The organism is Amycolatopsis sp. MtRt-6 (assembly GCF_017308975.1).
In the GTDB taxonomy this organism is placed as follows: domain Bacteria; phylum Actinomycetota; class Actinomycetes; order Mycobacteriales; family Pseudonocardiaceae; genus Amycolatopsis.
Genome location: NZ_JADWPD010000008.1, coordinates 50,918 through 76,734 on the forward strand (window position 1 = coordinate 50,918; position 25,817 = coordinate 76,734).

The following is a 25,817-nucleotide window of genomic DNA, read 5'->3' on the forward strand; positions in this document are numbered from 1 at the left end:
CGCTCACATCCGGAAGACGCCGAAGCCCTCGGCGCCCTTCACTGGTCCATTGTGGATCGCGGACAGGCTCAGCCCCAGCACGGTGCGCGTGTCGCGCGGGTCGATGATGCCGTCGTCGTAGAGCATGCCGGAGAGGAACATCGGCATCGACTCGGCTTCGATCTGCCCTTCGACCATCGCGCGCATGGCCTTGTCGTGCTCCTCGTTGTATTCCTGGCCCCGGCTTTCGGCGGCGGCGCGGGCCACGATGGACAGCACGCCGGCCAGCTGGGCCGGGCCCATCACCGCGGACTTCGCGCTCGGCCACGCGAACAGGAACCGGGGATCGTAGGCGCGGCCGCACATCCCGTAGTGCCCGGCGCCGTAGGACGCTCCCATGAGGACGGACAGGTGCGGCACCTTCGAGTTCGACACGGCGTTGATCATCATCGCGCCGTGCTTGATGATGCCGCTCTGCTCGTACTCCTTGCCGACCATGTAGCCGGTCGTGTTGTGCAGGAACACCAGCGGCGTGTGGATCTGGTTGGCCAGCTGGATGAACTGCGCGGCCTTCTGCGACTCCTCGCCGAACAGCACACCCTGGGCGTTGGCGAGCACGCCGACCGGGTAGCCGTGGATGCTCGCCCAGCCGGTGACCAGGCTCGATCCGTAGAGCGGCTTGAACTCGTCGAAGTCGGAGCCGTCGACGACGCGGGCGATCACCTCGCGCGGGTCGAAGGGCACCTTGAGGTCGGTGGGCACGATGCCGAGCAGGTCCTCGGCGGCGTACAGCGGCTCGTCGTAGTCCGGCTTGGGCGAGGGCCCCTGCTTGGTCCAGTTGAGCCGCTTGACGATGTTGCGGCCCAGCCGGATCGCGTCCTGCTCGTCGACGGCCAGGTAGTCCGCCAGGCCCGAGGTCCGCGCGTGCATCTCGGCGCCGCCGAGCGACTCGTCGTCGGACTCCTCGCCGGTGGCCATCTTGACCAGCGGCGGGCCACCGAGGAACACCTTGGCGCGTTCCTTCACCATCACGACGTAGTCCGACATGCCCGGCAGGTACGCGCCACCGGCCGTGGAGTTGCCGAAGACCAGTGCGATCGTCGGGCAGCCCGCGGCGGAGGCCCGCGTGATGTCGCGGAAGATCCGGCCGCCGGGAATGAAGATCTCCTTCTGCGTGGGCAGGTCGGCGCCACCGGATTCGACGAGGTTGATCGACGGCAGCCGGTTCTGCGCGGCGATGTCCGCCGCCCGGAAGGATTTCTTCGTGGTCCACGGGTTGCTCGCGCCGCCCTTGACCGTCGGGTCGCTCGCCGAGATCAGGCACTCGACGCCTTCGACGACACCGATTCCGGTCACCAGGCTCGCGCCGACACGGTAGTCGGTGCCCCAGGCCGCCAGGGGCGAGAGTTCCAGGAACGGCGAGTCCGGGTCGAGCAGCAGCTCGATCCGTTCGCGAGCGAGGAGCTTGCCGCGCTTGCGGTGACGTTCGACGTACTTCTCACCGCCGCCGGCGACGGCCTTGGCGTGTTCGGCGTCGATCTCGGCGAGCTTTTCCAGCATCGCTTCGCGGTTCGCGCCGAACTCGGCGGCCCGCGTGTCCACTGTGGACCTCAGAGCAGTCACGACGTGTATCCCAATCGCTTCGCGGCCAGGCCGGTGAGGATCTCGGTGGTGCCGCCGCCGATGCCGAGGATCCGGACGTCGCGGTAGTGGCGCTCCACTTCGGACTCGCGCATGTAGCCGAGCCCGCCGTGCAGCTGGACGGCCTCGTTGACCACCCATTCGGCGGCCTCCACGGCGGTGTTCTTGGCGAAACAGGCCTCGGCGACGACTTCCTCGCCCGAGACGTGCCGGATCGCCGCCTGCCGGGTGTAGCTGCGGGCGACGTCGACCTTCCGCGCCATTTCGGTGAGCTTGTGCTGCACGACCTGCCGCGAGATGAGCGGACGGCCGAACGTCTCGCGCAGCCGGCACCAGTCCAGCGTCAGGTCGAGCGCGCGCTGGGCGTGCGCGTAGGCCTGCACGGCCAGGGAAAGCCGTTCGGTGACGAACTGGGTGGCCACCTGCGCGAACCCGCTGTTCTCGGCGCCGACCAGGTTCTCCACCGGCACCCGGACGTCCACGTAGGACAGTTCGGCGGTGTCGGAGCAGAGCCAGCCCATCTTGTCGAGCTTGCGGCTCACCGTGAACCCCGGCGTCCCGCGCTCGACGACGAGCAGCGAGAGCCCGTGCGCGCCGTCGCCGCCGGTGCGCACCACCGTCGTCACGAAGTCGGCGCGGCAGCCGGAGGTGATGAACGTCTTGGCGCCGTTGACGACGTACTCGTCGCCCTCACGGACAGCGGCGGTCCGGATCCCGCCGACGTCGGAGCCGCCGTCCGGCTCGGTCACGGCGAGGGAGCCGATCTTGTCGCCGCGGAGGGTGGGCCGCACCCAGCGTTCGATCTGGACGGGATCGTTCGCCTCGGCGATGTGCGGGACGGCGATGCCGCAGGTGAACAGCGACGCGAACAGCCCGCCGGAGCCGCCCGCGTAGTGCATCTCCTCGGCGACGACCAGCGCGTCCAGGTAGTTGCCGTCGCCCCCGCCGATCTCCTCGGGGAACGCCACCCCGAGCAGGCCGAGGTCCCCGGCCTTCCGGTGCAGGTCACGCGGCAGCTCGCCGGCCCGCTCCCAGTCGTCGAGGTGCGGGAGGACCTCCTGCTCGACGAACTTGCGCACGGTCCTGCGCAGCTCGGCCCGTTCGGGCGTCCGGAACGGATCGGTCACAGCAGGACCTCCGGCACATCGACCTCCCGCGACCGCAGCCACTCGCCGAGGGCCTTGGCCTGCGGGTCGAACCGCGCCTGCGACGCGACACCCTCGCCGAGAATGCCTTCGACGACGAAGTTCATCGCCCGCAGGTTCGGCAGCAGGAAGCGCGTCACCGGCAGGTCCGCGGTCTCGGGCAGCAGCAGCTTGAACTCGGCGACGGTCAGCCGGTGCACCAGCCACCGCCAGGCTTCTTCGGAGCGCACCCAGACGCCGACGTTGGCGTTGCCACCCTTGTCGCCGCTGCGCGCGCCGGCGATCGTGCCCAGCGGCACGCGCCACACCGGCCCGTGGCCGAGCGGCTCGGGCAGCGCCGGCTCGTCCACTTCGGACAGGTCCCGAGTGGACACCGAAGGCGCGATGTCGACCCGCATCCCGTCCGGCAGCACGGCCACGTGCGGCACCTGGCCTGCGTCCACGAAGGCCGCGGTGTAGACGCCGTACGGCGACGCGTCCGACGGCGGGGCGGTGACGTGGAAGCCGGGGTAGCTGGCCAGCGCGAGTTCGACGGCGGCGCCGGTGAACGCGCGCCCGGCCACCTTCGGGTCGGCGTCCTTGACGGCGACGTGCAGCAGGGCACTGGCGGTCTGCTCGGTGCCGGCGTCGGGGTGGTCGGTGCGCGCGAGGGTCCACCGGACGTCGGCGGGCGGCCGGTCCTTGAGGGACGCTTCGAGCTGTTCTTTGACGAGGGCGGCTTTCGCCTCGATGTCGAGTCCGGTGAGGACGAACGTCGTCTCGTTGCGGAACCCGCCGAGGCTGTTGAGGGCGACCTTGAGCGTCGGCGGCGGCGCTTCCCCGCGAACGCCGGAGACGCGGACGCGGTCCGGCCCTTCCTGGCTCAGCGACAGCGTGTCGAACCGCGTGGTGACGTCGGGTCCGGCGTACCGCGCGCCGGTGATCTCGTAGAGCAGCTGCGCGGTGACGGTGCCGACGTTGACCACACCCCCGGTGCCCGGGTGCTTGGTGATGACACTGGACCCGTCGGCCTCGATCTCGGCGATCGGGAACCCGGGCACGCCGATGCTGTGTTCGGTGAAGAAGGCGTAGTTGCCACCGGTGGCCTGGGCACCGCACTCGATGACGTGCCCGGCAGCGACCGCGCCGGCCAGGGCGTCGAAGTCGTCGCGCGCCCAGCCGTAGTGCGCGGCGGCCGGGCCGACGACGACGGAGGCATCGGTGACACGGCCGGTGACGACGACGTCGGCACCCGCGTTCAGGCATTCCGCGATGCCCCAGGCGCCGAGGTAGGCGTTGGCGGTCAAGGGTTTGCCGAGGTCCAGCTCCTCGGCGCGCCGGACGAGGTCGTCGCCTTCGACGTGCGCGATCTTGACGTCGAGGCTCAGTTTCCGCGCAAGCTCCCGGAGGGCATCGGCGAGTCCGGCGGGGTTCAGCCCACCCGCGTTGGCGACGATCTTGACACCCTTTTCCCGCGCCAGCCCGAGGTTTTCCTCCATCTGGCGGAGGAACGTCTTGGCGTAGCCGCGGGTGTCGTCCTTCATCCGGTCGCGGCCGAGGATGAGCATGGTCAGCTCGGCAAGGTAGTCGCCGGTCAGGACGTCCAGGGGCCCGCCGGTGAGCATCTCGCGCACGGCGGAGAACCGGTCGCCGTAGAAGCCGGACGCGTTGCCGATGCGGTAGGTCATGCGAACTGCCCCGGCTTCCGGCCGTTCCCCGGCGGGCCCGCGAAGGCCTGCGCGACGCTGAGCCACTCCTCGACGTCGGCGCCGTCGGCGACCAGGTCGGTGTCGGCGGGGTGCCGCCGCTGGGTGACGACGAGGCAGAAGCCGAGCGCGCTGCCGGTGAGTTTCTGCGCGGCGTCCTCGGGCCCGAAAGCCCAGGTGGCGCCATCGGGCGCGGTCAGCTCGACGCGGAACTCCTCGGCCGGCGGGGCGAGGGAGTGGACCTTGTAGGCGAAGTCGCGGGTCCGGGTGCCGAACCGGGCGATGTGCCACAGCCGCGCGGTGGGCTCGCGGGTGAGTCCGAGCGCGTCGAAGACGTCCTGGCCATGGGCCCAGGTCTCCATCAACCGCGCGGTGGCCATCGAGGCGGCGCTCATCGGAGGGCCGTACCAGGGCAGTTTCTGCCCGTCCGGCACCGCTTTCAGGGCCTGAGCCAGGCTTTTCCGACCTGCTCGCCACCCATCGAGAATCTCCTGCGGCGGCCGCTGCGCGCCTTCCTCGGCGCCGTCGTCGACGTAAGTCTCGCCGGCTTTGAGGAGTTCTTCGACCTCGGCCTGCCAGTTTTCGGGGTGCGCGGCCGCGATCAGGGCCTTGCGGTCGGTCCAGGCCAGGTGGGCGATCTGGTGCGCGATCGTCCACCCCTCGGCCGGTGTCGCGCGCGCCCAGTCTTCGACGGGGAGCGCCGCTACCACGTCGTCGATCGTCTGTGTCTCCGCGTCGAGATCCGCGAGGATCACGCCGAGGTCCGCCATTGCCACGCCTCCTTGCGTCCTGCTTGTCAGCGTGGCAGCCGGGGTCGGAAAAATCAAGCACGCCTGATTGTTTTGGTTTCTTGTGACTGGGGTCACTTTGGCTGGGTTTCAGGCACGGCTTCGCCGTGGCGTGGGAAATCGGCGCTCCACGGGGTTGCGTCCCGCTGTGGTTGGCAGCGCCGATTCCCCACGCTTCGGTTGCCCTGCCGTGGTTTCCGGTGTTCTCGGGTGCGGACAGCGGCTTTACCTTTTGTTCCCACCGCATCGAGTGATGACCCTGTGTTCGATCGCCGGTAGCTTGGAGACATGACCAACGACGCGACCCAGTCCCCCGAGGCGGTGGCTCTCGCCGACCGCATCGGCGAACTGGTCGCGTCGATGCGGTCCGCTGAGGCCGAACTTGGTGCGGTGCTGGTGGAAATCGAACAGCGGGGTGTGATGGAGCTGTTCGGCTACCGCTCCGCTGCCCGGCTTATGGAGCACCTCGCCGATGAGCCGAAGCCGGCTACGGAACGGCTCGTCAAACGCGCCCGCCTGCTCAACCCCGGCCGGAACCTCGACGGCAGTCCCATTCCTGCCTTGGCTCCCGCCACTGGTGTTGCGGCTCGGGCGGGGCGGTTGAGCAACCCGATGATCGATGTGATCACCTCGGTGCTGGCTCAGGTTCCGCCCGAGCATGGTGTGAGTGCCGAGGCCAACCTGCTGGCTTTCGCCGAGGAGGCCGGGCACAAGCAGGTCGCCGCCCTCGGCGCCCGCATCCTCGCCCACCTCGCCCCCGACGGCCCCGCACCCGACGACACCGAACCCACGGCTCCGACCCGGGAGCTGTTCCTCCGTCGCAAAAGAACCGGGATCTGGGAACTGAGTGGCCGGTTCGACGACGAAACCGGCACCCGCGCCCACGCCCTGCTGGATGCTCTGGCCGAGCGTCGCTCCGGGGATGAGGGTCCCGACTTCCGCACCGCCCCGCAGCGTTACGGGGATGCTTTCTCTGATGCCGTCGACCTGGCTCTGAATTCTCCGGAGTTGCCGATGCAGGCCGGGGAACGAGCCCACGTCATGGTCGCCGTGTCGTTCGAAGACCTGAAATCCGGTGTTGGCAAGGCCACCCTCGGCGACACCGGCACGATGACCGCGGCTGAGGCCCGGGTGCACGCCTGCGACGCCATGATCATCCCCGCGGTGCTGGGCGACAAGAGTGAACCGCTGAACCTCGGTCGCCTCCGCCGGTTGATCTCCGCCGGGCTGCGCCGCGCGTTGTTCCTCCGGGATCGGGGTTGTGCGTTCCCGGGGTGTCATCGGCCGCCCCGGCATTGTCAAGGTCACCACATCCGGCACTGGGCAGATGGCGGCCCCACCGATCTCACCAACCTGGTGCTGATGTGCGCTCACCACCACCGGTTGCTGCACCGCTCGGGCTGGGAAGTCCGCATCGCCACCGACGGCCTCCCCGAATTCCTCCCACCGGTATTCATCGACCGTCGCCGCAAACCCAGGCGCAACAACCTCCACGAACCACTCCCATCCACAGCCTGAACACGGGAAAAGGCCCGCAGCCCAACGGCTACGGGCCCACACCCACGTCACCTTGAGCCAGCGAAGCGCTTCCGAGAGACCCCACCCAACAGCCGTCCAAGCCCCACCCGAAAGACCCCACCTCACCCACCCAGCCAGCCAGCCAGCCAGTCAGTCACCGCAGCGAAGCCACCGTGCTGCCCATCCCAACCCGCGCCAACCTCACCCAGCCACCCGACCCGCCGATCACGGCCGAGCCACCCACCCCGACAGTCCCACTATTGACATCTTGCCAGTAGCGCCGCTCTGCAATAGCTTCGTCGCATGGCCGACTACGCCGAGATCACCTACGCCGTCGCGGAGCGGGTTGCCACCGTGACGCTCAACCGCCCTGAGGCGCGCAACGGCTACACGATCCGGATGGCCGATGAGCTCAATGCCGCCATGGACCGCGCCGATCGGGACGAGGACGTCCGCGTTGTCATCCTGACCGGAGCCGGCAAGGACTTCTGTGTTGGGGCCGATCTCTCGCAGGGTGGCTTCGACTTCGACCCCGAAAAGGGGCCCGGTCAAGCCTGGCAAGAACCCGCCGGCCGGTGTTCGAAGCGGATCTTCACCATGAACAAGCCCGTCATCGCCGCCCTGCATGGGGCCGCCGTGGGGGGTGGGCTCACCATCACTCTCTCGTGCGACTACCGGCTCGCCTCCGATGACTCGCGGTTCGGCTTTGTCTTCACCCGGCGCGGGATCTACCCCGAAGGCGCGTCCGCTTGGTTCCTCCCCCGGCTCGTCGGGATGGGCACCGCGCTCGACTGGATGATCAGCGGGCGCGTCTTCGATGTGGCCGAGGCATACCAAAAGGGCCTGGTGCACAACGTCTTCCCCACCGGCACAGTGGTGGACGAAGCACGGAAACTCGCCCAGGAGATCGTCGAGACGACCGCGCCGGTTTCGGTCGCCGTCACGCGGCAGCTGCTCTACCGGATGGCCAGCGCCGAGTCGCCGTTCCCGGTGCACGAGCTCGACTCGAAACTGATCGGCGGGCTCGGCGCGAACCCGGACGCCGTCGAAGGGGTCATGTCGTTCCTGCAGAAACGGCCACCCTCCTTCGGCATGCGTGTCGAAAAGGACCTGCCCGGCTACCTGCCCTGGCTGGAGAAATGACCACCTATCCCCCGCAGCCCTGGCACCTGGTCGCCGACGCGCACCTGTCGATCTGGCGGGTCCCCGCGCGGGACGTGCACCCCGGCGCGCTCTCCGTCGCCGGGTACACCACCGTCTTCACCGCCTGGATCGCCTACCGCGCCCCCGGGCAGCTCAGCTACCACGAGCTGCTCGCGGCCGTCCCGGTGCGCGGGACGCCGGCCACCCGGACCACCTGCACGATCACGCAGATCTGGGTCGACTCCGAGGTCTCCCGCCAAGGCGGCCGCGAACTCTGGGCCATCCCGAAGGACCTCGCCGCCCTGCAGTTCACCGATCGCACCCACACCGCGGCCACCGACGACGACTGGATCGCCACCGCGGCCTTCACGCCGAGGCCGGGCTCGCCGCTTGCCCTCCCCACCCGGTTCGACGTCCTCCAGGACCGCGACGGCGTTCCCGTACGGACCCCCGTCGGCGCGAAGATCCGGCCGCGGCTCGCCGCGGCCGACTGGTCGGTCAACGCCCGCGGTCCGCTCGGCTACCTGGCCGGCCGGCGGCCGTTCCTGAGCCTCGCCCTGCCCGGCGCCGAGCTGCGGTTCGGGGCTTGAGCAGCACCTCTGGGTGATCACGTCACCTCGCCAGAGTGAACTCGGGACACGCCATCTGGGGTCCCGTGCACACCCCGACCCCTACATGTAGTCTCTCAACACCGGCAGCCCCCAGCGACGGGGAGACCGCTGCGGAGGGTCGCCGGGCAGCTTTGGAGAAACCGCAGCGCACGGCCTCATGCGGCCGTGTGGCGATCGAACGCGCCCGAAAACTTGGAGACACGCATGTCAGTCGAAACCGGTCAGCGGCCTTCCGCGACCGCCTCACCCACCGCGATCCGGGTCATCCGGCGGGACGGCAGCGTGTCGCCGTTCGACGCCGGGAAGATCTCGGTCGCGCTGACCAAGGCGTTCCTCGCGGTCGAGGGCGGCGACGCCGCCGCGTCCTCCCGCGTGCACCACGTCGTCGCCGAGCTGACCACGCAGGTCGAAACCACCCTGCTGCGCCACGCCGGGCCCGAGACCGCCCTGCACATCGAGCAGATCCAGGACATCGTCGAGCTCGCCCTCATGCGCGGCGAGCACCACAAGGTCGCCCGTGCCTACGTCCTCTACCGCGAGGAGCGCGCGAAGGCCCGCGAGGCCGCGAAGCCGGCCGCGGCCGAGGTCGCGCTGAACGTCAAGGGCGCCGACGGCGTCCTGCGCCCGCTCGACTGGGCCCGCGTTTCCCACGTCGTGGGCGAGGCCGTCGCCGGCCTCGAAGACGTCACCGCCGAGCCGGTGCTGGCCGAGACCAAGCGCAACCTCTACGACGGCATCAGCGCCGACGAGCTGGCCCTGGCCCAGATCATGGCCGCCCGCGTGCTCGTCGAGCAGGAGCCGAACTACTCCTACGTCTCCGCCCGCCTGCTGCTGGACAAGCTGCGCGGCGAGGCCCTCAGCTACCTCGCGAAGAAGCCGCGTCAGGCCAGCCAGGACGAGATGGCGACCGAGTACCCCGCGTACTTCCGCGCCTACCTGCGCCGCGCGATCGAGCTGGAGCTGGTCGACGGCGAGCTGCAGCGCTTCGACCTGGACAAGATCACCGCCGCGATCCGGCCCGAGCGCGACCTCGACTTCGGCTTCCTCGGCCTGCAGACGCTCTACGACCGGTACTTCCAGCACCACGACGGCACCCGCTTCGAGCTGCCGCAGGCGTTCTTCATGCGCGTCGCCATGGGTCTCGCCATCCGGGAAGACGACCGCGAAGCCCGCGCCATCGAGTTCTACGAGCTGCTGTCCAGCTTCCACTTCATGGCCTCGACGCCGACGCTGTTCAACTCGGGCACCACGCGCCCGCAGCTGTCGTCCTGCTTCCTGACCACGGTGGACGACGACCTGGACTCCATCTTCCAGGCCTACAAGAACAACGCGCTGCTGGCCAAGTACTCCGGCGGCCTCGGCAACGACTGGACCCCGGTCCGCGGTCTCGGCGCGCACATCAAGGGCACCAACGGCCAGTCGCAGGGCGTCGTGCCGTTCCTCAAGATCGCCAACGACACCGCCGTCGCGGTCAACCAGGGCGGCAAGCGCAAGGGTGCGGCGTGCGCGTACCTCGAGACGTGGCACGTCGACATCGAGGAGTTCCTCGACCTGCGCAAGAACACCGGTGACGACCGGCGCCGCACCCACGACATGAACACCGCGAACTGGGTGCCGGACGAGTTCCTCCGCCGCGTCGAGGCCGACGCGCAGTGGACGCTGTTCTCGCCGAACGAGACGCCGGACCTGCACGACCTCTACGGCAACGAGTTCGCCCAGCGCTACCGCGAGTACGAGGCCGCCGCCGAGCGCGGCGAGATCAAGGTGTTCCGCCGGGTCCGCGCGGTCGACCTGTGGCGCCGCATGCTGACCATGCTGTTCGAGACCGGCCACCCGTGGATCACGTTCAAGGACCCGTGCAACCTGCGCTCGCCGCAGCAGCACGCCGGCGTCGTGCACTCGTCCAACCTGTGCACCGAGATCACGCTGAACACCAACAGCGAAGAGGTCGCGGTCTGCAACCTCGGCTCGGTGAACCTGCTCAAGCACGTCACCCCCGAGGGCCTGGACACGAAGCGCCTCGAGAAGACCGTGCGCACCGCCGTCCGCATGCTGGACAACGTGATCGACATCAACTTCTACACGATCCCGGAGGCGCGCCGCTCCAACCTGCGCCACCGGCCGGTCGGGCTGGGGCTGATGGGCTTCCAGGACGCGCTGTTCGAGCTGGGCCTGCCGCTGTCGTCGGAGGCTGCCGTGCAGTTCGCCGACACGAGCATGGAGCACATCTCCTACTACGCGATCTCGGCGTCGACCGACCTCGCCGAGGAGCGCGGCCAGTACCAGTCGTTCGAGGGATCGCTGTGGAGCAAGGGCATCCTGCCGATCGACTCGATGCAGCTGCTCATCGACGCGCGCCAGGGTGACAACCTCGACGTCGACCTGTCCACGACGCTGGACTGGGCGCCGCTGCGCGAGCGGGTCAAGACCGTCGGCATGCGCAACTCCAACGTGATGGCGATCGCGCCGACCGCGACGATCTCCAACATCTGCGGTGTCGGCCAGTCGATCGAGCCGCTGTTCCAGAACCTGTACGTCAAGTCGAACATGTCCGGCGACTTCACCGTGGTGAACCCGCACCTGGTCCGCTCGCTCAAGGCGCGCGGGCTGTGGGACGAGGTCATGGTCAGCGACCTCAAGTACTTCGACGGCAGCCTCGGCCAGATCGACCGCGTGCCGGACGACCTGAAGGCGCTGTACGCGACGGCGTTCGAGATCGAGTCGAAGTGGCTGGTGGACGCCGGTTCGCGGCGCCAGAAGTGGATCGACCAGGCGCAGTCGCTGAACCTCTACATCGCGGCGCCGAGCGGCCGCAAGCTCGACCAGCTCTACCGCTACGCGTGGCACAAGGGCCTCAAGACCACGTACTACCTGCGGGCGCAGTCCGCGACGCACGTGGAGAAGAGCACCCTGCGCGGCACCGACGGCAAGCTGAACGCCGTCTCGGCCACCCCGGCCGCCGTGGCCCCCGCGGCCACCCCGGCCCCGGCCCCGGCCCCGGCTCCCGCGCCGACGCCGACGCCGTCGCCCAAGCCCGAGCCGGACGTCGACTTCGTCGCCACCGACGGCGCCGCCTGCCGCATCGACGACCCCGACTGCGAAGCCTGCCAGTAAAGGAATCCCTGCAGAAATGACCAACGTGGAGACGACGGACGCGACCGGCCTCGGGGAGATCGAGGTCGGCGCCGCCCGGATCAACGTCGACGACAAGCGCATGATCAACGCGCGCGCCGACGTCAACCAGCTGCTGCCCATGAAGTACAAGTGGGCGTGGGAGAAGTACCTGGCCGGCTGCAACAACCACTGGATGCCGACCGAGGTCGCCATGCAGGCCGACATCGCGCTGTGGAAGTCGCCGGACGGCCTCACCGAGGACGAGCGGCAGATGCTCAAGCGCAACCTCGGCTTCTTCGCGACCGCGGAGTCGTTGGTGGCCAACAACATCGTGCTCGCGGTGTACCGGCAGATCACCAACCCCGAGTGCCGCCAGTACCTGCTGCGCCAGGCGTTCGAGGAGGCCGTGCACACGCACACCTTCCAGTACATCTGCGAGAGCCTCGGCCTGGTCGAGGGCGAACTGTTCAACATGTACCGCGAGGTTCCGTCCATTTCGGACAAGGACGCGTGGGCGCTGAAGTACACGCAGAACCTGGAGAACCCGGACTTCGAGACCGGCACGCCGGAGGCCGACCAGGCGTTCCTGCGTGACCTCGTCGCGTTCTACGTGATCTTCGAGGGCATGTGGTTCTACACCGGCTTCGCGCAGATCCTGTCGCTGGGCCGCCGGAACAAGATGGTCGGCATCGCCGAGCAGTACCAGTACATCCTGCGCGACGAGTCGATCCACCTGAACTTCGGCATCGACTGCATCAACCAGATCAAGATCGAGAACCCGCACCTGTGGACCGAAGAGTTCCAGGCCGAGGTGCGCGGGATGCTGCAGGAGGCGTGCGAGCTGGAGGTCAAGTACGCGCGCGACACCATGCCGCGCGGCATGCTCGGGTTGTCGGCGCAGCTGTGCGAGCAGTACATGCACTTCATCACCGACCGGCGCGCGCAGCAGATCGGCCTGCAGCCGATCTTCGGCGAGACCGAGAACCCGTTCCCGTGGATGTCCGAGGCGATGGACCTGAAGAAGGAGAAGAACTTCTTCGAGACCCGCGTGATCGAGTACCAGTCGGGCGGCGCCCTCGACTGGGACTGAGCTCCCGGTACGGCCGGCCCCGTCCTGGTTCGCCAGGGCGGGGCCGGTTTTTTTGCTCCGAACCGGGCCCTCGCTGCCTCCGTCCGGCCTGGCACGCCTGCCCGCATGGCTGCCCGTTCGGCCCCTTCCGCACGGCCGGGAGCGGGGCACGATGGACCGGTGCGCCGGGACAAGGCCGAAGCGGAGACCGGTGGGCCCGCCGACGCCGAACACACCCGGGCGCGGACCGCCGATCCGGCAGGTCCGGCGCCCGCGACCGGCGCCGACCGGTCCGGACGTCCGCGCGTGCTCACCAGCAGCCCGCGCGCGATCCTCGCCCTGCAGAGCGCGGCCGGGCAGAGTGCCGTGGCCCGGCTGCTCCAGCCCTCGGCACCGGCTTCCGCGGAAAACGTCAGTGTGCAACGGCAGGAAGAACCGGCGCCGGCCCCGGGCCGGACGCCGGCCACCCCGGCGCCGGCCGCACCGCCACCCGCTCCGGCTGATTCGCCCGCACCGCGGGCCGCCACCGCGACGCTCGAGCCGCCGGCAGCGGAAACGGGCGCGCCACCACAAGCCGCCACCGCAACGGTCCAGCCGCCGGCAGCGGAAACGGGCGCGCCACCACAAGCCGCCACCGCAACGCTCGAGCCACCGGCACCTCAGGCGAGCGCGCCACCACAAGCCGCCACCACGACGCTCGAGCCACCCGCACCACAGGCAAGCGCACCACCACAAGCCGCCACCACGACGCTCGAGCCACCCGCACCACAGGCAAGCACGCCACCACAGGCTGCCACCGAGAGCGGCTCGGCCGAGCTGGACGGCAAGGTCGCCGCCCGGCGGAGCGCCGTCTCCGAGGCGTCTGCGGGGCGGCAGGCGCAGGTCCGGGCGGCCGCGGCGGCGGCCGGTCAGGTGATCCGGGCCGCGGCCCGGACCGAGCAGGAGTCCGTCCTGGCCACGCTGGACTCCGCGCTGGCTCGCGTCCGCTCCGGGTTCGCCAGTGCCCGGGACGGGATCAACGCCCAGCGCCGGACCAAGCTCGCCGAGGTGGGTGACGCCGCCCGCGAGAAGAACACCGCCCTGGACGCCGCGGTGGACCGGCACAAGGCCGCCTTGCTGAAGGCCGCCGGTACCCGGGCGCAGGCGGCCCGGAAGTTCGGTGCGGACGAGGCCGCCCGCGCGATCCGGGAATGCGGGACGCGCGCGGGGCGGGCCCGTGCCGTCGGCGAGCAGAAGGCCCAGCAGTACCAACCGGCGGAACGGGGACCCCGGATCGCGGCCGAAGCGCGCGAGATGGCCGGGGACGCGGCCGGGAAGATCGAGGCGGCCGGGCAGGAGGTCGCCGCCGCGGTCCGCAAGGACGGGACCGACCTCGCCGAGAAGTTCCTCCGCGAGGGGCGGGACAACGCCGAGAAGTTCGAGGAAGCCCGCCGGGCCGGGCACAAGAAGATCGAGGCCGAGCGGCGCACCGCGGCCGACGGGATCGGCAAGTCCGCGGACGACGCCATCGACGGCCTGCGCCGGTCCGCCGACCGGCTGACCGAGACCCTCACCCGGCAACGGGCCGAACTCGGTCCGGCGCTGCGGCAGCTCGGCGAGGCCGGGGCGACCGGGATGCGGACGCAGGGCGAGAACGCGGCCCGGCAGATCGACGCGCAGACCGCCGACGCCAACGCCTCGATCGACACCTTCGCCACGCAGGTGGCCGGCGCGCTCCGCGGCGCGCCGGCGAGCGCGGCCGCGCAGGTCGTCGCCGAGGCCGACACCCAGCTGGCGGCCGGCCTCGGCGAGTTCGACAGTGCGCAGGAAGGTCAGGTTTCGCAGGCCGGGCAGGCGTTCGACACGGGCGCGGCGGACACGGCAGGCCGCATCTCCGCCGGGACCGCGCAGGTCTCCCAGCCGGTCGAGCAGGCCGCGGCCGACTTCGAAACCCGGGCCGCGGACACCATGAGCCAGACCAACGACACCATCGCCAAGGCCGCCAAGGACGCGACGGACGGGATCGCCGCCGCGGTCACCGAGACCGACCGGGAGCTGGGCACGGCCGTCACCGATGCCGACGCGGGCTGGGGCAGGCAGCTCGACGAGGGCCGCACCCAGGCGGCGAAGAAGGTCGACGACACCTTGGCGGCGCAGGAGAAGGTGGTCACCGGGCTCGGCGCGCAGATCGACAAGCGGGCCCACGAGATCCAGGACGAGAGCTGGCTCAGCCGGGCGGCCCACTTCCTGGGTGGCGTCCTGGTCGGCTTCCTGCAGGAGCTGTGGGATTTTGTCAAGGTGCTCGCGTGGATCGTGCTGATCGTCGTCGCGGTGATCGTCGTGGCGGCCCTGATCATCCTGGCCATCGGCGGGATCGCGCTGCTGCTCGAGGCGATCGCCGCGGTGGCCGCGTTCCTCGCCGCGGCGGCCGGGGTGATCAAGGTGATCCTGATCGTGCTCGCCGTCGTCGGCGTGATCGTCCTGGTCGCCATCGCCGCCTGGCGGCTCTACCAGGCGTGGGTGCGGGACGACCTGTCCGACTACGAGCGCGGCAAGCTCGTCGGCCGCTCGGTGTTCGACATCCTGTCGATCCTCGTGCCCGGCCGGGTGCTGAAGTTCCTCGGCGAGGTCCGGTGGCTGCGCGCCCTCGTCGCGTCGGCCGGCGGAGGCACCCGGTTCGTGATGCTCCTGATCTGGGCGCGCGGCGACCTCGTCGCGGTGCGGGCGATCGTCGCGGAGATCCGCACGATCGAGGAGATCATGCTGATCGTCCGCCGGACCGCGAACATCACCGAGTTCCTCGAACTGCGCACGCTGGTCGGCGAAACACCCCGGCTGATCCGCCTCCTGCGGCAGGCGCCGAACGTGGCGGAGCTGCGCGCCGTGGTCGGCGCGCTCGGCCGGGACTCGGCGTTGCTGGACGATCTGCTCGGCAGCGCGAGCTGGACCGAGGTCGCGCAGCTGGTCCGGAACGTGACCGCGGCCGGCGGCGACGCCGCGCTGATCCGGACCATGGTCGGCAAGGCGGGCTCGGTCGCCGAGGTCAACCGGCTCCTCGGCATCGTCACCGCGGCCGGCGGTGACGCGCCGATGCTCGGCAGGCTGCTGGCCGGCACCGCGAACCCGGCCGAGCTGACCGGGCTGCTCACCCGCCTGCGCAACGACGCGCCGCTGCTGGACGAGCTGATCAAGGCGACCGACGACATCGCGCAGCTGGACAAGATGCTCACCGCGCTGGCCAACGACGGCGGCCTGCTCCGCACGCTGCTGACCAACGCGGGCGGGAAGCCGGGTGCCGCGATGCTCGCGGAGCTGATGGACCTCGCGGTCGCCCGGGGGAAGGCGGCTTCGGAGGTCGCGGACCTGGCGGCGCAGGCGGCCGGCAACGCCACCGAGTTCCAGCGGCTCGGCAACCTGGCCAAGCTGTTCCACGCCCGCACGCCGGCGCCGACCACACCGGGACCGGCGATGGGGCCCTACCCGAGCTCGAACATGACGCACTTCCTCGACGAACACACCATCGCGCACTACGACTTCACCAAGACCGGCGCGAACGGCCAGAGTTTCTGGCCCAGCGGGCACACCGCGGCGGACGTCCAGGCCGAGCTGCAGAGCGCGGTCAACCTGCTCGACAACCCGGGCGCGGTGGTCGATTCGATCTCCATGGGACCGACCGGGCTCGCGCGGCCCACCCCGCTGCGGGTGCTGAACGGTGCCCAGCCGAACTCGGTGGTCACGGCCGGCACCATCAAGGGACCGGTCCGGTTCACCCTGCCGAGCGGGATCCGGGTGCAGTTCGGCACCCAGCTGCCGAACGCCAGCCCCGGCATCGGGCAGTTCTTCCCGCTGCCGGGCAGCCCCGGCGTCGAGCACCTGTCCAAGGCGCTGCTCGACGCCATCGCGAAGATCGTGGGATAGGGTTGACCATGCCAGTAACCGCGCGGTTCGGGGTCCGGACGGGCCCCGACGTGTTCGCCGTCGAGCCGGGGCCCGGCCTGGAGCCGCCCGGCGGGCAGGACTACTGGTACGGGCGCGTGCTGCTGGACGCCCCGGGTGTCTTCGTCGAGGACGAGCTCCTCCCGCTGGTCGCGAGCCTCTGTTTCCAGGCACCGGCGCAGCTCGCGGCGGGCGAGCCGTTCGCGGCCTGGACCAACCGGTATCCCGGCGAGTACCACCTCGAACCGGCCGGGGCCGACGTCCGGCTGCACGGAAGCGCGGTGCTGAGCGCGAACGGTGCCGCGGCAACGGAATGGGCCGCCCCGGCGGCCGAGCTGCTCCCCGCGTTGCACGACTGCGGACGCCGGGCGCTGGCGTTCTTCCGCAGCCGGATCGGCGACGACCCCGGGCAGACCGAAGCACTGAGCGCCCTCGAAGCGCTCGAAGCCGAGACCGCGGCGGCCCTGCGCCGCTGAGCACGGCGGCTCAGAAGGCGTAGCGCCGCACGGTTTCCGGGTGCAGGACGAGGCGGACCTGGTCCGTGCCCTGGATCGCCTTCGCGTCGGCCGCCCGGTCCGGATCGCCGAGGTCCCAGTAGCGGGCGGCCAGGCGCTGCGCCAGCTCGTGCGCTCCGTCGGGCTCCACCGAAATCCGGCCCTCGACCGACACCCAGCGCTCCCGCTCGCCCACCGGGGCGGCGACCACGATCGACGCGCGCGGGTCGCGGCGGACGCGGCGCACCTTGGGCGCGTCCGGTTCCGAGAACAGCTGGAGCGTGCCGTCGGCGGCGGCCTCGAACCACACCGGACGCGGCCGGCCGCCGGCCACCGTGAGGAAGCCGTGCAGGGGGCGCCGGAGGAAATCGAGATCTTCGGGGGTCAGTGCGTTCATGAGGCTCAGTCAACCGGGACTGCCCGGACGATCCCATGGGTGAAACACCGGAATCCCTGTCCATTCGTCTAAGGTCGGAGTCGTGGACGACCTCTTCCGCGGCGTGCGGGCCCACGGCTCGCTGTTCGGCAGCTCGGCGTTGTCGCCGCCGTTTTCCCTGCACTTCGTCGACGGCGCGCCGCTGACGCTGTGCACCGTCCTCTCCGGCGGCGGCTGGATCGTCCCCGAGCACGGCGACCCCGAGCCGTTGCGCGCCTACGACACCGTCGTCGTGCGCGGCCCCGGCACCTTCCGCTTCGTCGACGAGATCGGCACCGGCGCGGAACCCGTCGCGTGCGGCGAGTACTGCGCCGCCCCCGAGCTGGGCGGGACGCGGTACCGGCGCGGCTGGCGGGACGACGGCGCGGGCCCGACCACGCTGATCGTCGGGGCCTACCCGGCCGGCGGCGAGGTCAGCCGCCCGCTGCTGGACGCCCTGCCCGTCGTGCTGCGGGTCGACGGCGGGGGTACCGGGGACGCCGTGCTCGACCACCTCGCCGCCGAGGTCGCCGCCGACACGCCCGGGCAGCAGGTGGTGCTCGACCGGCTACTCGACTGGATGCTCGTCTGCACCCTGCGAGCGTGGTTCGACCGCCCCGGCGGCGAGCCACCGGCGTGGTGGACCGCCCAGCGCGACCCGGTGGCCGGCCCCGCGCTGCGCCTGCTGCACGACGATCCCGCGGCACCGTGGACGGTCGCCGCGCTGGCCGCCCGGGCCGGCGTCTCGCGCTCGACGCTGGCCAAGCGGTTCGCCCCCCACGGCGGCCCACCCCCCCACACCAAACAAAACCGCCGCCGCATGGCGCTCGCGGCGGACCTGCTGGCCGGGCGGCCCGCCGTCACCGTCTCGGAGGTCGCCCGCAGCGTCGGGTACGCCGACGCCTTCGGGTTCAGCGCGGCCTTCAAGCGGATCCGGGGCGTCACGCCGAGCGAGTACCGGAAGCACGGCAGTCCACCCGAAAGGACGGCCGCCAGGGTGTTGTCAGAGCGTCAACAAGAGGGCATCGTGGAGGGGTAGCCGATCTCGACGCAGGAGATGGTCACTTTGCCGGGCACCGTGAGCCGAGCCGCCGAAGCACTGCGCGAACGCGTGCCGCCGTTGACGGCGTTGCCGCTGCCCCGTGGGGTCGACGAGCGCTGGCTGCGCTCGCGGTGGCCGGTCAAGGAACTCGCGGCGCCGCCCGCGGGCAGCGGCCTCAAGCCCGTGCTGGGCGACGAAGGCCCGCCGGTGGTCGGGCACATGCTCGAGATGATGCGGTTCGGGCCCGCGTTCGGCCTGCGCCGCCACGAGCTCTACGGCCCGGTGTCGTGGACCGGCGGGTTCGGCCGCCGGATCGTCGCGCTGTCCGGGCCCGAAGCCACGCAGATCGCGCTCGTCAACAAGGACAAGGCGTTCTCCCAGGAGGGCTGGAAGTTCTTCATCGAGAAGTTCTTCGACCGCGGCCTGATGCTGATGGACTTCGGCGAGCACCACCTGCACCGCCGGATCATGCAGGAGGCCTTCACGCGCCCGCGGCTGGCCGGCTACGTCGGCGAGATGGGCCCGGCGCTGCGCGAGGGCGTCGCCGGGTGGAGCAGCAGCGAGCGGCCGCGGCTGTACTGGGCGCTCAAGCAGCTCACCCTCGACGTCGCGACCCGCGTGTTCATGGGCATGCCCAGCGGTGACGACGCCGCCCGGATCAACCGCGCGTTCGTCAGCTGCGTGCGGGCCGGCACCTCGTTCGTGCGCTTCCCGGTGCCGGGCGGGCGCTGGTCGGCCGGGCTGCACGGGCGCCGTGTCCTCGAGCGCTACTTCGGCGAAAGCCTGCCCGCCAAACGGCGTTCGGGCGGCGACGACCTGTTCGCCGCGCTGTGCCAGGCCACCACCGAGGACGGCGACCGGTTCTCCGACACCGACATCGTCAACCACATGATCTTCCTCATGATGGCCGCGCACGACACGACGACCATCACCAGCAGCGCCATGGCCTATTACCTGGCCAAGCACCCGGCGTGGCAGGACCGCGCCCGCGCGGAGTCGCTCGCCCTCGGCGACGACGTCCTCGACATCGACGCCGTCGAAAAGCTCGAAACCCTCGACCTCGTCATGAAAGAGGCGCTGCGGCTGGTCGCGCCGGTGCCGTCGCTGACCCGCCAGACCGTCAAGGACACCGCGGTGCTCGGCCACTACATCCCGGCGGGCACCCTGGTCGGCGTCTCGCCGACGATCAACCACTTCACGCCCGAGTGCTGGACGAACCCCTTCGCCTTCGACCCGGAGCGCTTCGCTGAGCCGCGGCGCGAGGACAAGTCGCACCGGATGGCGTGGATGCCCTTCGGCGGTGGCGCGCACAAGTGCATCGGGTTGCACTTCGGCGGTCTCGAGGTGAAGTTGCTGATGCACGAACTGCTGCGGGCGTACCGCTGGTCGGTTCCGGAGAGTTACACCGCACGCTGGGACTACGTCTCGCTGCCGGTGCCCGCGGACGGTCTGCCGGTGCACCTGACCCCCCGCTGACCCGGCGGATGTCCACCACCGCATACACTAGGTAACGAAAAGTTACCGTTTGTGGAGATTCGTTCACTCGTTCAGCCGGTAGACACCCTGTCACGCACATGATGGCGTGGCATCGATCGTGGGCGAAGGCTGCCTGGTGTGGCTTCATGATCCTCGACACCGTGTCCGACCTGGCCATACCTGTGCGTGAAGAGGTGGAGTGTGCCTGAACCCGGTGCCGCGTCGGGGCTGCTGGACGTGGCGCGGCGGTGGGCGGCCACGTTGGCCGACACCAAAGGAGTAACGCTTCCCCCGGAGGAGCTCGAAGCCCTCCTGCTGGAGGTCGCGCACGACGCGGTCGGCCAAGCCGGCTCGCAACACGACGGCGCGCTGCTGCGGTTCACCGCGCTGTACGCCGCGTCGCCGATGGGGATCGCGCTGGCCGACCCGGACGGCGACATCGTGGAGGCCAACCTGGCCCTCGGCCAGCTGCTCGGCTGCTCGCCCGAACGCTTGCGGGGCAGGCACATCAGCGACCTCGGCTCCACCGACCACGACGTCTCCCGGCTCGCGGCCGGCCTGGAGCTGGTGCGCGCGGGGCGCGACCGCTACCAGGAGCGGATGCTGCTCGACCACACCGAAGACGGGCAGCTCTGGACCGACGTCACGATCGCCCCGCTGCCCGGCGACCGGCCGGGCTCGATCTACCCGGTGCTGATGGTGTCCGACGCCAACGAGCTGCACCTGCTGCAGGAGCGGCTGCTGCACCAGAACGTGCACGACCCGCTGACCGGGCTGCCGAACGCGTCGTCGTTCACCACCAAGCTGGAGGCCGCGCTCGGCGCCGGCGCGCGCGACGACATCGCGTTGGTCTACCTCGACGTCGACGGCTTCAAGGTGATCAACGACGGCCTCGGCGCCGGGGTCGGCGACCAGGTGCTGCGCGGGGTCGCGAACAAGCTGTCGGCGGTGTTCACCGGCCACCACGACGGGTTCGTCGCCCGGCTGTCCGGCGACGGCTTCGCGGTGCTGCTGCGGGGCGAGCTGGCGGCACCCGAGGTCGTCCGGCTGGTCGAGCGCGCCCTGGAAGACCTCAACGAGCCGATCTACCTGGGCGGCCACGGCATCGGCGTCAGCGCGAGCGCGGGCATCGTCGTGCGGGCGGCCGTCGAGGGCGGCGCGGCCGAACTGCTGCGGGCGGCGGAGATCGCGCTGCACCGGGCCAAGGAGGCCGGCAAGGCGCAGTGGATGCTGTTCGACCCGGAGCTGGACGCCCGCGACCGCGGCCGCTACCAGCTGGGCGCGGTGATCGCCGGCGCGCTGGAGAACGGCGAGTTCTCGCTCGTCTACCAGCCCACGGTGAAGCTGTCCCGGCCGGACGAGCTCGCCGCCGTCAACGCCGGGCTGCGCTGGAACCACCCGGAGAAGGGCGAGCTCGGCTCCGAGGAGTTCTACCCGCTGGCCCAGACCACGGGCATGACGGTGCCGCTCGGACGCTGGCTGCTCGCCGAATCCCTGGCGGCGACGGCCCGCTGGCGCGCGCAGCTGGGCGACGCGGCCCCGGACGTCTGCGTGCGGCTGCCGACCCGGCTGGCGATCGACCCGGACCTGGTGCTGCTGGTGAAGGAGCAGCTGGACAAGCACGAGCTCCCGGCGCGGGCGCTGCGCCTGTGCACCGACCGCGATTCGATACTGGCCCCGCGCGGCGAGGTCCTGGACTCGCTCGCGGTGCTGGCCGACCTGGGCGCGCAGCTGGTGCTGACGATCTCGGGCTCGGCGGACCTCGAACTGATCCCCCAGCACCGCCTCCCCGTGCAGCACGTGATCCTCTCGGGCCCGGTGGTCGACGCGCTGGACACGGACGAGCCGGCGGAGCCCGACCTGCGGCACCTGACGCAGCTGATCACGCGGGCGCGCGAGCTGAACCTGCGGGTCGGGGCGGAGGGCGTCCGGACGCACGAGCAGGCGGCCCGGCTGCGGCAGCTGGGCGTGCTCGCGGCCCGGGGCCCGTTCGTGGCGGACTCGGCCTCGGGTGACGAGGTCGACGAGATGATCACCCGGCACCCGTCGAAGTAGGGCGGGTCCAGACCAAGCCGGTGTCCCGTCGGTTCCGAACACCCGGCAGACTGGGTTCTGCCGCCGACGCGAAAGGACGTCCATGGACGCCGGAGACCTCGCCCCCGACTTCACGCTGCCCGACGACCAGGGCCGGGAGCGGACGCTCTCGGACTTCCTGGCCACCGGGCCCGTGGTCCTCTTCTTCTACCCCGCCGCCATGACCGGAGGCTGCACCGCCGAAAGCTGCCACTTCCGCGACCTGGCCGCCGAGTTCGCGGCGGTCGGCGCGCACCGCGTCGGCATCAGCCCCGACGCCATCACCAAGCAGCGCGCCTTCTCGGAGGCCAACGGCTTCGACTACCCGCTTCTGTCCGATGTGGAGGGTGCGGTCGCGAAGCAGTTCGGCGTGTGGCGGAAACTCGTGCCGCTGCACACCAAGCGGGCCACCTTCGTGATCGGCGAGGACCGGAAGGTGCTCGCGAAGATCAAGAGCGAGCTGAACTTCACCGTCCACGCCGACGAGGCGCTCAAGGTGCTGCGGGAGCGGAACAAGGTCTCCTAGCGAGCCGCCACACGTGGTTGGTGCCCGTGCACGACGGCGCCAGCGGCTTCTCCGCCGGTTCCGTGCGCACCTTGGTGAACCCGAGGCGCGCCGGGATCGCTCCACTTCGGACGTTCCGCTCGTCGTGCTTGATCTCGACGTACCCGGCGCCGAGGCGGAGCGCCTCCTCGGTGAGCAGCGCGACCGCCCGCGTCATCAGGCCGCGGCCGACGAAGCCGAGCGCGAGCCAGTAGCCGATCTCGACGCCGCCGTCGCGCCGCATCACGCCGATGCCGCCGGCCAGATCGGAGCCGGCCGAGATGGCGTACTCGTACGCTTCGCCGTTCTCCCAGCTGTTCACGGTGCGCCGGAGGAACTCGTCGGAGTCGTCGTCGGTGTACCCGCCGGTGGCCCAGATCAGGAACGCGCCCAGGTGCGCCAGCGACCCGCTGACCGCGGCCGTCAGCACCGTGCGATCGCCGGGGTGCCAGCGGGTCAGCGTCAGGTCACCGTCGCGATAGGTCTCGGCCGGGGTTTCCATGCGGTTCATGGTGCCCCGGCCGAGTCCTGGAGCGCGAATCAATTGACGATGACGCTGTCCGGCACCGCGGTGTCGTTCTTCAGCGCGTCGAACAGCTGCTTCGACTTGGCCTTGTCCCAGTTCTCCGCCGACCCGCTGGTCACCGGCACCGTCGTCGTCACCACGCCACCGGAGGAGATCCCGCGCATCGCCATCGCCAGGCCGGCGAGGTTGTGCACGTGGTCGCCCGAGTCCATGGTCAGCGCGTCCGGCGCCGAGGACAGCAGCGGGAAGAAGTGGAACGGGTTCAGCAGCGTGCCGGGGCTGGCGATCTGGCTGACCAGCGCGCCGATGAACTTGCGCTGGTTGGCGACGCGGTCGAGGTCCGAACGCGGGGTCGCCGCGCTGTGGCGCATGCGGACGAAGCCGAGCGCCGAGCGGCCGTCGAGCGACTGGCAGCCGGCCTTGATGCTGATGCCGGTCATGGTGTCGTTCATGTCCTTGTCGATGCACATGTCGACGCCGCCGATCGCGTCGACGATCTTGGCGAACCCGCCGAAGCCGATCTCCGCGTAGTGGTCGATGTGCAGCCCGGTCGCGCCTTCGACGGTCTGGGCGAGCAGCTTCGGCCCGCCGATCGAGAAGGCCGCGTTGATCTTGTTCTTGCCGTGCCCGGGAATCGACACCTGCGAGTCGCGCGGCAGCGACAGCAGCGTCGGCTTGGTGCTGTTGTCCGGGATGTGCGCGACCATGATCGTGTCGGTGCGCTGCCCGCCGCCCGCCGCGGCGACGTCGCCCGTGGCGAGTCGCTCCTCGTCCTCCGCGGTCAGGCCTTCGCGGCTGTCCGAGCCGACGATCAGCCAGTTGGTGCCGGACTCGGCGACCGGGCGGCCGGAGTAGTCGGCCAGCGCGTCGACGCGCTTGATCGAGAACTCGAGGTAGACCCAGATGCCGGCGAGGAACACGACGAACACCAGCACCAGGGCACCCAGCACCTTGCCGAAGCTCCACCGGCGGCGACGCGGCGGGCGGGACGGCGGGTAGCCGTCGTCCACCGGGCGCCGCGGCGGGTCCTGCCGCGGCGGCGGGGGCGGCGCGTACTCCGGCTCGCGGGTGCCCATCGGGCGGGTGCGCTCGTCGTACGGGCTGCGGCCCCGCCCGGGCAGCGGCATCATCTGCGCGCGCTGGTGGTCGCGGGGGCGGCCGGCAGGCGGCCGGGGCGGTGGCATCCGGCGCCCGCCGTCGTCGCCACGGTACGTCATCACCATCACCCAATCCCGATCCGGACAAACGTGTCGTGGTCAGTACACCGCACGTCCTCGAAGGGAGGACGTCCGGCACCGGGGTCGGGTTGCGGTCACCGGCCGGTCGCCTCGTAGCCGAACTGGTGGACCTTGAGGTACCCGGACCGGAACCCGGCCTCGGAATAGGCCAGGTAGAACTCCCACATCCGGCGGAAGACGTCGTCGAACCCGAACCCGGCGATGTCGGCCCAGCGGTGCAGGAACCGTTCGCGCCACCACCGTAGCGTGCGCGCGTAGTCCTGGCCGAACTCGCGCATCCCGGCCAGCTTGAGCCGGGTGTTCGCCTTGACGCCCTCCTCGATCGAGCGCACCGACGGGATGAGCCCGCCCGGGAAGATGTACTTGTGGACCCAGCCGTAGGCCCGCGACGCCGCGAGCATCCGGTCGTGGTCCATCGTGATGGCCTGCAGGCCGAACCGCCCGCCGGGGCGCAGCCGCTCCCCGATCACCCGGTAGAACTCCGGCCAGTAGGACGCGCCGACGGCCTCGATCATCTCGACGCTGACCACGGCGTCGTACCGGCCGCTCGACTCGCGGTAATCACACAGCTTCACCTCGACGCGGTCGGAAAACCCGGCCGCGGCGATGCGTTCCGTGGCCAGCCTGCGCTGTTCCTCCGAAATGGTCAGTGACGTCACGTGCGCGCCGCGGGCCGCCGCGCGGATGGCGAGTTCACCCCATCCGGTGCCGATTTCGAGGACTGCGCTGCCGTCGCGGACGCCGGCGTAGTCGAGCACGCTGTCGATCTTGCGGTGCTGCGCGGCGGTCAGGTCGTCGTCGAGCCCGAACAGCGCCGAGGAGTACGTCATCGACTCGTCGAGGAAGGCGCCGAACAGGTCGTTGGACAGGTCGTAGTGCCGGTGGATGTTGGCCCGCGCGCCTTCGAGGGTGTTCTCCTCCGACGGCGGCTGCGTCCGCTCGGCGATCCGGCGGAACTTCTGCAGCGCCGGCGGGACGAGCGTGGCCATCCGCTCGGCGAACGGCGTCAGCACTTCGGCCAGGTCGGACGCGGTCCAGTCACCGGCCATGTAGGACTCGCCGAAGCCGATCTTGGCGTCGACGCCGAGGCGGTGGAAGAACGCCTCGGGGCGCAGGATCCGCAGCTCGGGTGCCTCGGGACCGCCGGCGCCGAGCACGGTGCCGTCCGGGAAGGTCACCCGGACGTCGAGCGGGCGGACCGCGTGGCGGAACAGCGCGGCGGCGATCCGGGCGCGCAGCGCGGAGTGCGGCGGGGTGGCCAGGCCGGGCCAGCGGTCATCGTCCTGGGCCGAGGCCCGGTCAGCGCTCGAAGTGGTCACGGGTACTCCCTCCGGCCGGCCAGGTTCGCCGGTGGTCGATCCTAATCGCCGCACCCCCGCGGCGCGCTTCGCCGAATGCCCT

Annotated in this window: 19 protein-coding genes; 11 read left to right on the top strand and 8 right to left on the bottom strand. The window is 70.7% G+C overall.

Annotation, left to right across the window (positions count from 1 at the left end; genetic code table 11):
* Positions 1–3: 3 nt before the first annotated feature.
* Genes I4Q55_RS15775 through I4Q55_RS15790 form a run of 4 tightly spaced genes read right to left on the bottom strand, consistent with a single transcriptional unit; the run spans position 4 to position 5,220 of the window.
* Positions 4–1,602 (bottom strand): acyl-CoA carboxylase subunit beta, encoded by a 1,599-nt coding sequence (locus I4Q55_RS15775; protein WP_206788572.1) that lies wholly within the window; start codon positions 1,600–1,602, stop codon positions 4–6.
* Complete coding sequence (locus tag I4Q55_RS15780; protein ID WP_206788574.1) at positions 1,599–2,747, bottom strand: acyl-CoA dehydrogenase family protein; 1,149 nt, start codon at positions 2,745–2,747, stop codon at positions 1,599–1,601. The genes I4Q55_RS15775 and I4Q55_RS15780 overlap by 4 nt, the downstream gene beginning before the upstream one ends.
* Positions 2,744–4,432, bottom strand: coding sequence for an acyclic terpene utilization AtuA family protein (locus I4Q55_RS15785; protein WP_206788576.1), 1,689 nt, complete (start codon positions 4,430–4,432; stop codon positions 2,744–2,746). The genes I4Q55_RS15780 and I4Q55_RS15785 overlap by 4 nt, the downstream gene beginning before the upstream one ends.
* Positions 4,429–5,220: a TIGR03084 family metal-binding protein gene (locus I4Q55_RS15790; RefSeq protein WP_206788578.1), complete on the bottom strand. Its 792-nt coding sequence runs from the start codon at positions 5,218–5,220 to the stop codon at positions 4,429–4,431. Before I4Q55_RS15790 ends, I4Q55_RS15785 begins: the two co-directional genes overlap by 4 nt.
* 306 nt (positions 5,221–5,526) lie before the next feature.
* On the opposite strand from I4Q55_RS15790, the gene I4Q55_RS15795 reads away from it, so the two are divergent.
* The 7 genes from I4Q55_RS15795 to I4Q55_RS15825 all read left to right on the top strand — a co-directional run bounded on the left by I4Q55_RS15795 (position 5,527) and on the right by I4Q55_RS15825 (position 17,084).
* Complete coding sequence (locus I4Q55_RS15795) at positions 5,527–6,756, top strand: HNH endonuclease signature motif containing protein (protein WP_206788580.1); 1,230 nt, start codon at positions 5,527–5,529, stop codon at positions 6,754–6,756.
* A 303-nt stretch (positions 6,757–7,059) separates the two neighbouring features.
* Positions 7,060–7,899, top strand: a complete 840-nt coding sequence (locus I4Q55_RS15800; RefSeq protein WP_206788582.1) for an enoyl-CoA hydratase-related protein — start codon at positions 7,060–7,062, stop codon at positions 7,897–7,899.
* Complete coding sequence (locus I4Q55_RS15805) at positions 7,896–8,489, top strand: acetoacetate decarboxylase family protein (RefSeq protein WP_206788584.1); 594 nt, start codon at positions 7,896–7,898, stop codon at positions 8,487–8,489. Before I4Q55_RS15800 ends, I4Q55_RS15805 begins: the two co-directional genes overlap by 4 nt.
* Before the next feature lie 225 nt (positions 8,490–8,714).
* Complete coding sequence (locus tag I4Q55_RS15810; RefSeq protein ID WP_206788585.1) at positions 8,715–11,624, top strand: ribonucleoside-diphosphate reductase subunit alpha; 2,910 nt, start codon at positions 8,715–8,717, stop codon at positions 11,622–11,624.
* Positions 11,625–11,640: 16 nt separating this feature from the next.
* A complete protein-coding gene (locus I4Q55_RS15815) occupies positions 11,641–12,714 on the top strand; it encodes a ribonucleotide-diphosphate reductase subunit beta (protein ID WP_086847910.1) in 1,074 nt (357 codons plus the stop codon).
* A 159-nt stretch (positions 12,715–12,873) separates the two neighbouring features.
* Entirely contained in the window at positions 12,874–16,590 is a 3,717-nt protein-coding gene (locus I4Q55_RS15820) for a hypothetical protein (protein WP_206788586.1), read from the top strand.
* An 8-nt stretch (positions 16,591–16,598) separates the two neighbouring features.
* Entirely contained in the window at positions 16,599–17,084 is a 486-nt protein-coding gene (locus tag I4Q55_RS15825; RefSeq protein ID WP_206788587.1) for a hypothetical protein, read from the top strand.
* A 10-nt stretch (positions 17,085–17,094) separates the two neighbouring features.
* Here the strand turns inward: I4Q55_RS15825 and I4Q55_RS15830 are convergent, their stop codons facing one another.
* Positions 17,095–17,499: a pyridoxamine 5'-phosphate oxidase family protein gene (locus tag I4Q55_RS15830; RefSeq protein WP_206788588.1), complete on the bottom strand. Its 405-nt coding sequence runs from the start codon at positions 17,497–17,499 to the stop codon at positions 17,095–17,097.
* A gap of 82 nt (positions 17,500–17,581) precedes the next feature.
* Here I4Q55_RS15830 and I4Q55_RS15835 point away from each other — a divergent pair, with 82 nt between their 5' ends.
* From I4Q55_RS15835 to I4Q55_RS15850, 4 genes are all read left to right on the top strand, one after another.
* Positions 17,582–18,556, top strand: coding sequence for an AraC family transcriptional regulator (locus tag I4Q55_RS15835; RefSeq protein WP_206788589.1), 975 nt, complete (start codon positions 17,582–17,584; stop codon positions 18,554–18,556).
* A gap of 18 nt (positions 18,557–18,574) precedes the next feature.
* Positions 18,575–20,035 carry a cytochrome P450 gene (locus tag I4Q55_RS15840; RefSeq protein WP_206788590.1) on the top strand — a complete coding sequence of 487 codons (1,461 nt, stop codon included), beginning with the start codon at positions 18,575–18,577 and terminating at the stop codon, positions 20,033–20,035.
* Between the two features lie 237 nt (positions 20,036–20,272).
* Positions 20,273–22,090, top strand: coding sequence for a bifunctional diguanylate cyclase/phosphodiesterase (locus I4Q55_RS15845; RefSeq protein WP_206788861.1), 1,818 nt, complete (start codon positions 20,273–20,275; stop codon positions 22,088–22,090).
* 82 nt (positions 22,091–22,172) lie between these two features.
* Positions 22,173–22,634 (top strand): peroxiredoxin, encoded by a 462-nt coding sequence (locus I4Q55_RS15850; RefSeq protein WP_206788591.1) that lies wholly within the window; start codon positions 22,173–22,175, stop codon positions 22,632–22,634.
* On the opposite strand, the gene I4Q55_RS15855 is transcribed toward I4Q55_RS15850, so the two are convergent.
* The 3 genes from I4Q55_RS15855 to I4Q55_RS15865 all read right to left on the bottom strand — a co-directional run bounded on the left by I4Q55_RS15855 (position 22,600) and on the right by I4Q55_RS15865 (position 25,735).
* On the bottom strand, positions 22,600–23,154 hold the full coding sequence (locus I4Q55_RS15855) for a GNAT family N-acetyltransferase (RefSeq protein WP_206788593.1): 555 nt from the start codon (positions 23,152–23,154) through the stop codon (positions 22,600–22,602). The two genes, I4Q55_RS15850 and I4Q55_RS15855, sit on opposite strands and share 35 nt — an antisense overlap.
* Positions 23,155–23,192: 38 nt before the next feature.
* Positions 23,193–24,401 carry an LCP family protein gene (locus I4Q55_RS15860; protein WP_206788595.1) on the bottom strand — a complete coding sequence of 403 codons (1,209 nt, stop codon included), beginning with the start codon at positions 24,399–24,401 and terminating at the stop codon, positions 23,193–23,195.
* An 89-nt stretch (positions 24,402–24,490) separates the two neighbouring features.
* A complete protein-coding gene (locus tag I4Q55_RS15865; protein WP_206788596.1) occupies positions 24,491–25,735 on the bottom strand; it encodes a cyclopropane-fatty-acyl-phospholipid synthase family protein in 1,245 nt (414 codons plus the stop codon).
* Positions 25,736–25,817 lie beyond the last annotated feature (82 nt).